At 41.7% G+C, this 10,212-nt stretch carries 13 protein-coding genes; 2 read left to right on the plus strand and 11 right to left on the minus strand.

Annotation, left to right across the window (positions count from 1 at the left end):
* Positions 1-310: 310 nt before the first annotated feature.
* Complete coding sequence (locus NST57_RS15690) at positions 311-664, plus strand: inner spore coat protein (protein ID WP_142155890.1); 354 nt, start codon at positions 311-313, stop codon at positions 662-664.
* Between the two features lie 36 nt (positions 665-700).
* Here NST57_RS15690 and NST57_RS15695 read toward each other — a convergent pair whose 3' ends face one another.
* The 9 genes from NST57_RS15695 to NST57_RS15735 form a co-directional block, all read right to left on the minus strand.
* Complete coding sequence (locus NST57_RS15695; RefSeq protein ID WP_142156192.1) at positions 701-1,927, minus strand: HDOD domain-containing protein; 1,227 nt, start codon at positions 1,925-1,927, stop codon at positions 701-703.
* Between the two features lie 140 nt (positions 1,928-2,067).
* Positions 2,068-3,537: a nicotinate phosphoribosyltransferase gene (locus NST57_RS15700; protein ID WP_007500472.1), complete on the minus strand. Its 1,470-nt coding sequence runs from the start codon at positions 3,535-3,537 to the stop codon at positions 2,068-2,070.
* Between the two features lie 17 nt (positions 3,538-3,554).
* Positions 3,555-4,106 carry a cysteine hydrolase family protein gene (locus tag NST57_RS15705; RefSeq protein WP_025207909.1) on the minus strand — a complete coding sequence of 184 codons (552 nt, stop codon included), beginning with the start codon at positions 4,104-4,106 and terminating at the stop codon, positions 3,555-3,557.
* A gap of 60 nt (positions 4,107-4,166) precedes the next feature.
* A complete protein-coding gene (locus NST57_RS15710) occupies positions 4,167-4,574 on the minus strand; it encodes a DUF1694 domain-containing protein (protein WP_142155891.1) in 408 nt (135 codons plus the stop codon).
* Positions 4,575-4,601: 27 nt separating this feature from the next.
* Positions 4,602-4,850: a YueH family protein gene (locus NST57_RS15715; RefSeq protein WP_142155892.1), complete on the minus strand. Its 249-nt coding sequence runs from the start codon at positions 4,848-4,850 to the stop codon at positions 4,602-4,604.
* A gap of 93 nt (positions 4,851-4,943) precedes the next feature.
* Positions 4,944-5,165, minus strand: a complete 222-nt coding sequence (locus NST57_RS15720) for a spore germination protein (protein WP_008345878.1) — start codon at positions 5,163-5,165, stop codon at positions 4,944-4,946.
* Positions 5,166-5,267: 102 nt separating this feature from the next.
* Entirely contained in the window at positions 5,268-5,489 is a 222-nt protein-coding gene (locus tag NST57_RS15725; protein WP_142156193.1) for a spore germination protein, read from the minus strand.
* A 68-nt stretch (positions 5,490-5,557) separates the two neighbouring features.
* Entirely contained in the window at positions 5,558-6,661 is a 1,104-nt protein-coding gene (locus NST57_RS15730) for an AI-2E family transporter (RefSeq protein WP_142155893.1), read from the minus strand.
* A gap of 184 nt (positions 6,662-6,845) precedes the next feature.
* A complete protein-coding gene (locus NST57_RS15735; RefSeq protein ID WP_003213721.1) occupies positions 6,846-7,082 on the minus strand; it encodes a YuzF family protein in 237 nt (78 codons plus the stop codon).
* 180 nt (positions 7,083-7,262) lie between these two features.
* On the opposite strand from NST57_RS15735, the gene NST57_RS15740 reads away from it, so the two are divergent.
* Positions 7,263-8,747 carry a PGAP1-like alpha/beta domain-containing protein gene (locus NST57_RS15740; RefSeq protein WP_142155894.1) on the plus strand — a complete coding sequence of 495 codons (1,485 nt, stop codon included), beginning with the start codon at positions 7,263-7,265 and terminating at the stop codon, positions 8,745-8,747.
* On the opposite strand, the gene NST57_RS15745 is transcribed toward NST57_RS15740, so the two are convergent.
* The gene (locus NST57_RS15745; RefSeq protein ID WP_007500462.1) at positions 8,744-9,277 is read right to left on the minus strand and encodes an HD domain-containing protein; all 534 of its coding nucleotides are present in this window, start codon (positions 9,275-9,277) and stop codon (positions 8,744-8,746) included. The genes NST57_RS15740 and NST57_RS15745 overlap by 4 nt on opposite strands.
* Before the next feature lie 144 nt (positions 9,278-9,421).
* A complete protein-coding gene (locus NST57_RS15750; protein WP_341299230.1) occupies positions 9,422-10,165 on the minus strand; it encodes a (S)-benzoin forming benzil reductase in 744 nt (247 codons plus the stop codon).
* Between the last annotated feature and the right edge of the window lie 47 nt (positions 10,166-10,212).

A 10,212-nucleotide genomic window follows, 5' to 3' on the forward strand; every position in this document is an offset into this window, starting at 1 on the left:
TATCTCAATTTCAAAGGAAATGCGTCATTTCCGCGACAAGAATAGGCATCATTCGTCACAATTCTTACGCAACAGAACATACGATCCCTTCTGTTTCCTCGGTTTTTCATGTTATAGGTCAGACGACAGGCTCTACTGTAGACACCGCAATTTTTTGGTGACATTCACCGAAATTGACCGCAAAAGTACCTATTTTTATGATGAATATGCAAAGGTAGAAAGATCATTTTGATTCTTTATTCGGATTTTCTTCATACATTTAGAACAGATATCCGTCCAAATTCACTTCATTGAGAGAAGAGGTGACCATGTGTTTTACTATGTTCCTTATCTACCTTTGCAGGTTCCCGCAATGGGGAACGCATACCTGCGAACACCTATGACTTTTCCTCCAGTAGATGCTCATGCGTTTCAAAAGGCTGCAAAGGAATCAACCCGTCTCGTTGCTGATGCATCCCTCATTACACAGCAGATTTCCAGTTCGCTTTCGTTTGGACAGCGAATCATGGAAGCTGCTGAACGTGCTGACACCGCAAGTGTGATTCGAATGCTGAAGCAGATTGGGGTGAAAAGCAATATCGATATCCGCTTTAGTCCCGAAGGCATCCGCATCTACTTATCCCTCTCTTCAAGCAGGCTTTTTCTACTTTTACAGTGGGGATAACAAAGAAAGAAGCCGCTCTAGTGTGAGCGGCTTTTCTTAAGATTCAAACATTTTGTGACACCATTCAATGGCTTCTATATAACAGCCGTAGGCTTCCTTCTTAGGGAGACTTCCACCTAACATCTCATCATCCCATTCATTTCGCTCAATACGTTTAGCAACGTCTAACACAAAGAAATAGTCATTTTCATAGCCAAGCAGTGCCTCACCCACTTCATCCGAAAGCGGCAGTTCTTTCACAAGTTCGGTAATGTCCGCCCTGACAAGCGTATCAATGAGTGAAAACATACCTGTTAGCATATAAGAAGCGGGATGCTCTCGTCCAGTCCGATCGGCAATGAGTTCACACGTTTTGGCACGAATGAACGACATTTTGATGATTTCCTTTTGGCTTGAGTTGGCTTGGACATTCAGCTCTTTAAATGAAAGGATAAAGATCCATCGCCTTATTTCATTAAACCCAAGCAAGATAATCGCCTGACGAATACTCTTGATTTGATAAAGACGTCTCATGCCGCCAGAATTCAGCATTTTTAATAATTGATATGAAAGGGAAAGATCACTTTCTATGAAGTGCGTCACGGTCTGAATATTCGGCTGCTCCTTGCTCAGCTCATTCAATAGCTGATGGTATGCGTGGAAGCTAGTCGATAAGGCTCGTCCCGAAATGACGTGCGGCTCACTAAAGAAATATCCTTGAAACAAATGGAAGCCAGCTTCTAACGCTTCTTCATATTCTTTTCGCGTTTCTACCTTTTCTGCAAGGAATCGAAGTCGATACTTTTTATATGTATGTAAAATGTCTCTTCGTTCTTCACATGTTGTTTTCAGAAAATCAATTTTTAAAATATCAATGCAATAGAGGAGTTCATCGAGTAACTTGTCTTGAAAATGTGTTCCGCTCAGGAAGAAATCATCGAGCGCAATCGTGTATCCCCACTTTTTTAATTGCTTACATCTCATAATAAGTGCCGGGGTAATCGGTACATTTTCTAATATTTCGATCACAAGCTGATGTGGATCAAAATAAGTGAGCAGATCAGACGAAAGCAAGCTTTCAGTGAAATTGATGTAGCATCGTTTTCCTTCTGTCAGTGTTTCGATGCCAATGTTTAAAAAACTATTGATAATGAGGTCCGTTGTCGCTTGATCACCATCTTCAGCGCTATATGTATTGGTTTCACTATCTCTATAAAGCAGCTCGTATGATACGACTTGTTCTTTTCTGTTAAAAATAGGCTGCCTTGCAACAAACACCCTCAACTGCTCCATTCCTCCTTTATGCAACGACAAACAAGATGTGCTTTCAGTATACCAAATGATTGCCCATAAGGTTCATTTTGAATCGTCCAACATCAAAAAAAAGAGACCATCTGGCTTGATGATCTCCTTTCCCGGGGTAATCAGCTTTCATAAAGCTCTTTTTTGATTTTATTTTTCACATCATGGATAAACTGCATCTTATTATCCCAGCATTTTTGACTCAAATCGACTGGGTATTCTTCTGGTTTGCTGATTCGTTTGTATTCCTCCCAGAAGAGGCCAAGACTGTCCTGCACATATGCTTGAATCGTTTGGATATCTGGATTATCATACACCAGCTTCCCTTGTTCAAAAATTGGGACATGAAGGTCCTTTGCCACAAAATTTGTCACAAATTTGCTGATAAATGTATGAACTGGATGGAACATTTTCAGCTTATCTTCACTTTGAACATCTTCTTCTTCAAGGGCAATGTAGTCTCCCTCAGAGTGATGATTCAATTGATTGATAATGCGATACACTCGTTTACGGCCTGGTGTTGTCACTTTCTCTGGATTAGAAGAAATTTTGATCGTGTCATTCATCTGACCGTTTTCTTCAATCGATACAAGCTTATATACAGCACCAAGAGCTGGCTGATCGAACGCGGTAATCAGTTTCGTTCCAACACCCCATACATCAATTTTTGCACCTTGTGCTTTTAAGTTCATAATGGTGTGTTCATCAAGATCGCTTGATGCAATGACTTTAGCGTCATGGAATCCAGCTTCATCCAGCATCGTTCTCGCCTTTTTAGACAAGTAGGCAAGGTCTCCGCTATCAAGTCTGACTCCAATAAAGTTGATTTTATCACCGAATTCTTTCGCTACCTTAATCGCATTTGGAATACCTGATCTGACCGTATCGTATGTATCCACTAAAAAGACACAGTCTGTATGTGTTTCAGCATATTTTCTAAATGCGGTATATTCGTCGCGATATGCTTGTACAAGAGCATGGGCATGTGTGCCTGATACGGGAATATTGAAGCGTTTCCCTGCACGGACATTACTTGTTGCCTGAAATCCGCCGATCAGTGCTGCTCTTGCTCCCCACATGGCTGCATCCATTTCATGCGCACGTCTTGTTCCGAATTCTAATGCTGTCTCATCTTCAATGATTCCTTTAATACGAGCCGCCTTTGTTGCAATTAGAGTCTGGAAGTTCACGATGTTGAGCAGTGCCGTTTCAATTAGCTGAGCTTCAACAAGCGTTGCCTCGATGCGCATAATAGGTTCATTCGCAAAGACAATTTCTCCCTCTCTCATTGAATGAAGTGTCCCTGTAAAAGACAATCCGCTTAAGTATTCAATGAAATCGCTTTTATAACCGAGTTCATCTTTTAAATATGCAAGGTCGCTCTCTGTGAAGGAGAAGTCCGATAAATATTCAATCGCTTTCTCTAAACCAGCAAATACAGCGAAGCCGTTGTCAAATGGAAGCTTTCTAAAGAAGAGTTCGAAGACTGCCTTCTTCTCATGAATGCCGTCTCTCCAATACGTTTCTGCCATGTTAATTTGATAAAGATCTGTATGTAGTGATAAACTGTCGTCAATAAACCGATGCTCCAACTTCCATTCTCCTTCCCTTACTTAACCACTTTCGCACCAAGCGTATGCTCAAAGTGAGAAAGTGCCCACTCGTGCCCCGCTTCATTAAAACTCGCCACGGCATTCTCATGAATCACAAGTTCAAAGCCTTTATTGTATGCATCAACAGCTGTATGAAGTACACAAATATCGGTACACACTCCGGCTAGGTGAAGTTCAGTGATGCCACGCTCGCGCAGTTTCATTTCTAATTGAGTGCCTGCAAAAGCAGAGTATCTTGTTTTTTCCATATAATAGACATGTTTTAAATGTGTTGACGTGTGAAATAGTGAACTTAGTTTTCCGTAAAGTTCAATTCCTTCTGTCCCGCGAATATTATGGGGCGGAAATAACTTTGTCTCTGGATGATATGGATCTTGCTCTTCATGATGATCGACGGCAAAAACAACAAAGTGTCCTTCATCAATAAATGAAGAAGTGATCTCTGTGATCTTTGACTCAATCGCCTGTCCAGGCTTTCCGCACGTCAGTTTTCCATCGTCTGCAACAAAATCAACTGTATAATCAATACAAATCAATGCTTTGCCCATCCGCACCTCTCCCATATGCTCTTTTGAATCATTATAGCTTATTCATTTCACTAGGGAAACCTATTCAACAGATTCGCGAGAAAAAGCTTTTTGAAAAAGCTCATCTTCTATATAGATATGCTCTTGATTAATCGCATGCGGCACCTCTATGACAAGCCCAATTGGTGAATGTGACTCGTGATGGTTGACCACTTTAAAAGAACGACCAGCGGCATTTGCCATTTTGACATATGGAGAATAAGAAGCATAAGACAATTCACCATTTAAAAGAACAGTGGCCTCTCGGTATGCCTTCAATACTTGCTCTACCTCTTGATACGGTTTATGTCTCGATACTTGCCCTTTTGTCAGAGCGAGAAGAGCACGTTCTCTTAATGAACCGAGAAACATTCTTCGTTCATCGGGTTTTGTTTCAGCATGTCCAAATATCCCTTGCTGCAAATAAAAGTCTACGGATTCTTCTTTCATTGCTGTTTTCACTCCTGGTTTGTGAATTTACATTTCTGTGACCCAGTGCACAATTTTTTGCGCGAGTTCACGGGCTTCGTCTATTTCTACTCTTTTGTTTAAAGATTGTTCTAGTGTTTGCTCAAGTTGCGTTTTTTCGTCTTCATACGCGATAGAAATACTCCATTCCATATCAGGTACAGCGACAAGCGTTTTATATTCTTTTTTATTTTCATGCAAATATACATTGTAGGTTGTTGGCTGCCCGCTTGTCAGATGTGCTTTTCTTATTTTCATTTAATTTGTTTCTCCCCCTTTTCTTCTTCCTTCTTCTATCCATTGTACCATAAAAAAAGACAGCTTCTGAAAAGGAGACCCTTTCAAAGCTGGCTATGCGTTAAAGCTCTTTTGCTGGCTGATCAGGTTTGAATCCCAAACAAATGTGACGTTTGGATTGTTGAAAAATTGAACAAAGTCTCCTGCATTATAGGTGCCTGAACCACCAGCGGAGTGATCCACACTTTTTGGCGAAATGGCAAACACATCGCCGAAATGTGCAGAACCGTTTCCAATGACACGGTCAATATGAATGGGTCCAACAATTGCTGGCATCTTTCCACCACCTTTACTACCCTCATCATATGCCTAGCAGAACAATACGTGTATATCCAACATAAAAAAGACAGCTGATATGTCGTATGATCAGCTGTCTTTCTATGCATTAAATGATTGAGGCTGGCCAAACAGTGTAAAGTCCCAAAGCATGGTGGCATTCGGATCGCTTGTCAGGGACATATAATCACCTGAATTAAAAGCTCCCGCTCCTCCGGCTGAGTGATCTACAGCCAAAGGGGCAATGGCTAGTACATCACCAAATGTAGCCGCGCCGTTCCCGCCTAAAGACTCAATATGAATGGGTCCAACAATCGCAGGCATCATCCTTCTCCTCCCTATTCTCTTATGTGAGTTATGTTATGCAAAAAGGGAAAAGTTGTGCATCTGCCCTAAACGTTTAAATGCTGTTCTTTTCTAGAGCGCTGACGCAGCTGAACCAATCTGACAATATTGAGTGTGATGGCTTTAAGCAGCGCATAGACAGGGACGGCAAAAATCATGCCAAGGATTCCGCCAAAACTTCCTGCCCCAATTAATAGCAAGATAATTGTTAACGGATGTGTGTTGAGACGTTTTCCAATGATCAATGGAGAAATGACGTTTCCATCAATCTGCTGAACAACAAGAATGACAATAACAGTCACAACCGCTTTTCCAGGTGAATCAAGAAAAGCAATGAGCACAGCTGGTGCCGCGCCAAGATATGGCCCAAGATATGGAATCACGTTTGTCACCGCAATAATGATGCCGAGAATGAGCGCATATTTCACACCAATTAATAAGTATCCGATAAAACAAGCAACTCCGACAAATAAACAAACAACGATTTGCCCTTGTATGTAAGCAGCAAGCGTATCATTTAATTCTTTAAAAATCTTCAATCCTTCCTTACGGTAAGGCATTGGCAAAAATTGAACGAGCTTGTCCGGAAACTTATGCCCGTCTTTTAGCATGTAAAATAAAATGAATGGAACGGTAATGACAGCGAGGGCAATATTCGCAATCACGCCAAACACCGCCGACATACTTGAAGCAATATTTTCCGGTAAATCTTTTAATGTCGAAACGATCGACTGTTCAAACTTTGAAACAGACACATAATCTTGGTTCATCATCCACGTAAATGTTTTAGAATGCGAGAAGTCGTTGATAAATTTCTGCATGTCCGTGACATACCCTGGGAAGCTTTTGACAAGTCCACCCACCTGCGTGACAATGACAGGTCCAGCAGCATTGAAAATAAACGTGATAAGCCCGATGAAGAGAAGATAAATAATCAGAATGGCGAGCGTCCTAGGAATCTTCTTCGACAAAAATCGAACAATTGGATTAAAGATGAAAAAGAGAATACCTGCCAGTAAGATAGGAACAAACAACGTTGAAGCAAATAAAATGATCGGCTGAAATAAAAACGAAACTTTTGTTGATACATACACAATCAGTAAAACCAGTAATATTTGGAATGTCCAAAAATGAACTTTAGATTTTAACAAAGATGCTCCTCCTGTTACGTATTGACCTTATTAAAAAACTACTATTCAACCCACCTTCTGTCAACTGCTTCTTGTTTTAGAACCATATTTTTTGAAAAAAAAAGAACAATTGGTATATCATGCACTTTTTCCAGATATACATTCTGTAAGCATTGAAAAAAGCAGACACCTATGCGTCTGCTTGTTACACTCTTTCACTGTGATCAGGCATCACCGACACGATTTGCTGGATCCGCACATAAAACACTGATTTTGCCCCCGCCTCAATCACAATATGATCCGGCATCACTTCCTTCAATTTTCCACGTACTGTATCTTTCACTGTTTGAACAATCAATCTCATACCGACTACTTTCTGCAATGTTTGATAAACATATGGATCAACTAATGAAACAAGCTGTGGACTTCCTTGTTGTGCCATGCTACCTGCCCCTTTACTTGTGTATTTACCCACAGCGTATGCAATGACCCATGTGAGTGTCACTCAGCAAACCCACAACATTATTACCGTATTTTTACATCCCATATTTTTTTACAATTTTTAGAAGTATAATAGATTGGTGCTGCCAACATCTTAAATTATTTGAAGAGGTGAATGATCTTGAAAAAATTAATCTGTATCGTTGCTGTCATGCTCTTACTATCCTCTGCAAGTTATGCGCACGCAGGCACAATTGGAGATGCACCCGGTACACCAGGGAAGTGGTTTAAAGGAGAAGAGCCGGTACAAAAAGACCTGTCAAAACCCCCACTTGTTTTTGTTCATGGCATAAACAGTTCTTCCTCCACATGGTCTGATCGAAACGATATGGCAAAACAAGCTGTTCTGAACGGATACGAAAGCGCGTTCATAGATTTATATCCAGATCAGGACATGAAAAAGAATGGGAAACTATTAGCAGAAAAGTTAAAAGAAATCTATGACGTTTTCGGCAGAAAACTGATAGTGATCGGTCATAGTAAAGGCGGGGTGGATACGCAGGCTGCACTCGTGTATTACAACGCTCATCCATATGTAGAGAAAGTCATCACACTCGGCTCTCCACATTATGGGACGCCACTTGCAGATTTAGCCTATAGCAAAGGCGGGAGCTGGCTTGCCCAAATCCTTGGACAAAAGAGCGATGCGCTCTATTCTCTGCAAACCGGGATGATGGCAGCTTTTCGAAGTGAAACCGATCAGCTGGAAACGTTTCCTCATAAATATGTAACCTATTCTGGTTCAGACTGGGGAACCTTTGGCGGAGTGCTTTATTTAGGCGGCATCTATTTAAAAAGCTTTGGTGCAAACGATGGCGCTGTGACGGTCAGCAGCACAAAGCTAGCATATGCAAACAATATTTTAACAGGAAAGTGGGATCACTTTTCGATCAAAAACGGCACAAGCATGTTCCCCGTATTTCAGGCACAGCTGCGTGCAAATACCGCGAGCACTGAAAGTGAAGACGAACAAGAGCAAGAACCAGTCTCTTCAGAGCTAAATACAAACGTTTATGTAAAAGGCGGAGAAAGTGAAAAGGATAAAACAGAAGCGTTCTATGTAGAGGAAGGAACGAATGGCCTATCGATTCAGTGGTTAAATGAGAGACAGGAAGCCAATCCGGAAATCGTTGCGCCAAATGGTGATGTCTTAACCAATTTGACGACATCCGAAGCATCATTCCCATATGAAGGCGCCTATTCACACCATGTTCAAATCAATAAACCCGTTCCAGGAAAATGGACGATTCGATCAAATTCAGGAAAAAAGGATCCTTATTTACTACTTGTATCCTTTGATTCACCATTAAATGAAGAAATCAAAATCGCTGCAGCGAAATCAGGAGATGCATCGACACATTCGAGCAAGCTGATTAAACGATTAAGCAAAACTGTAGAGACCATTTATTTTAAAGATGCCGAGAAGGATCATCCAATGAAAACGAGCTCTTCATCAGCCGTTCAATTGAAAAAAGAAGGTGCTTATTCCGTCACGGTTCATTACACAGGTCTCACTGCGTCAGGGACATCGGCATTTAACCGTACTGTGATTCGCACATTGTATGTGGATCAGCACGGAACGATTCATGGAGATATTCCGTATTAAACAGAGCGTTTCATGGGCTGAAGCGCCTGCTGCACCTTCTCATCCAAATCAGCAATTTTTTTGAGCGCAAGTGATTCATCTATTTGTCTGTAATGATGGTGTCCACCAGGCTCTTCGTCCATTTCATCTGCTTTCTTCACAATTTGCTGGAGTGTGTCCTTATGCAGGTCGCCCTCTGGCAAATATGAATCTGTGTGAAGCAAAATCGCAAGGGCAATCTCTTTGGCTGCTTTTGGTTCCTCGCCGAGCCGTATGAGCAGTTTATGTGCCCGCTCTGCCCCTTTAATGGCATGAATATCATTCCGTCTATATGTCTCGTAATCCCATTCTCCGCCTGCTGTATACCATTCATAGTGGCCGATGTCATGCAAGAGTGCTGCTTTCACAGCAAGATCCGGGTTAATCCCCGCCTGCATCGCCAGTTTGAATGCGTGATAAGCACAAGCAATGGCATGGGCTTTTCCTGAACGATTTAAATATTTTTGAGCGACTGGATGGGTGTAAACATCCATTAATGTAACCTTTCTCATGGAAACCCCTCCTTATCTATATTTTTAGCATCCTAACATATTCTGAAAAGAAACTCAAATGTTCTGTCATATTTCCGATGAGTCTCAAAATTAGCTTATGCTCGATAAGCTGTCTTTGCTTGTACAATACGAAAAAAGCAGCCGTTATGACTGCTTTTTTTCATACTCACGGGCATCGTATACACAACCGCCAGCTGGGTCATCTGCTAGAAGGTCTAGTAAAATACCGGCCACTTCATCTGGGCTCTTTAGCGTACCTGTTTCATGTAATTGCTGAAACCGTTCAATTTGTTCAAAGTCCTGTTTGGAGGATTTCCGAATCTCTCCCTGCATATCCGTATCAATCGTACCGGGTGAAAAGGAAAACGTGATGACAGGATAAGCTTCGTCCTGCTGTTCCTCATGTAAAGTCCTCATAAACATATCAAGCCCTGCTTTTGAGCTGCAATAGGCACTCCATCCTTTGTACGGATTTTTAGCTGCTCCAGAAGAAAGATGCACGATGGTTTTCTTCCCCTCAAAGGATTGTGTCTCTCTCACAAACACATGACTGAGCAAAACAGGGACGACAAGGTTCAGCATATAATGCTGATGAAGCGTATCCTCTCCGCCTTGCCCTGCACGCTTGATAGGAGTCACCATTCCTGCATTATTGACAAGCAAGACGTCATCAGCGTCTGCGAGAGTTTGCGAGGACAAGATGCTCTGAAGCCATTTTGCAGCCGATTCCTCCTCTGTGAGATCGACCTGTGAATGCGTGAGGTGTGGATGCGATAGTGGCGACTCACTTCTTGCAGCGGTGTACACGTTATCCCCGCGTGAAAGTAGCTGTTTGACAAGTGCTAAACCAAATCCTTTTGATCCGCCTGTGACGATTGAAATTCGAATGACAATCTCCTCCCTTAATAATACTATTTTAAATAGTGAATCGGTAT

The sequence above is a fragment of the Bacillus sp. FSL M8-0077 genome (assembly GCF_038050255.1).
In the GTDB taxonomy this organism is placed as follows: Bacteria; Bacillota; Bacilli; order Bacillales; family Bacillaceae; genus Bacillus; species Bacillus altitudinis.

Coding starts and splice junctions, on each gene's coding strand:
- NST57_RS15705 (WP_025207909.1), bottom strand. CDS start 4,106: ATGGGCAAAGCATTGATTTGTATTGATTATACAGTTGATTTTGTTGCA.
- NST57_RS15735 (WP_003213721.1), bottom strand. CDS start 7,082: ATGGCACAACAAGGAAGTCCACAGCTTGTTTCATTAGTTGATCCATAT.
- NST57_RS15720 (WP_008345878.1), bottom strand. CDS start 5,165: ATGCCAGCAATTGTTGGACCCATTCATATTGACCGTGTCATTGGAAAC.
- NST57_RS15745 (WP_007500462.1), bottom strand. CDS start 9,277: ATGAGAAAGGTTACATTAATGGATGTTTACACCCATCCAGTCGCTCAA.
- NST57_RS15715 (WP_142155892.1), bottom strand. CDS start 4,850: ATGAAAATAAGAAAAGCACATCTGACAAGCGGGCAGCCAACAACCTAC.
- NST57_RS15725 (WP_142156193.1), bottom strand. CDS start 5,489: ATGCCTGCGATTGTTGGACCCATTCATATTGAGTCTTTAGGCGGGAAC.
- NST57_RS15710 (WP_142155891.1), bottom strand. CDS start 4,574: ATGAAAGAAGAATCCGTAGACTTTTATTTGCAGCAAGGGATATTTGGA.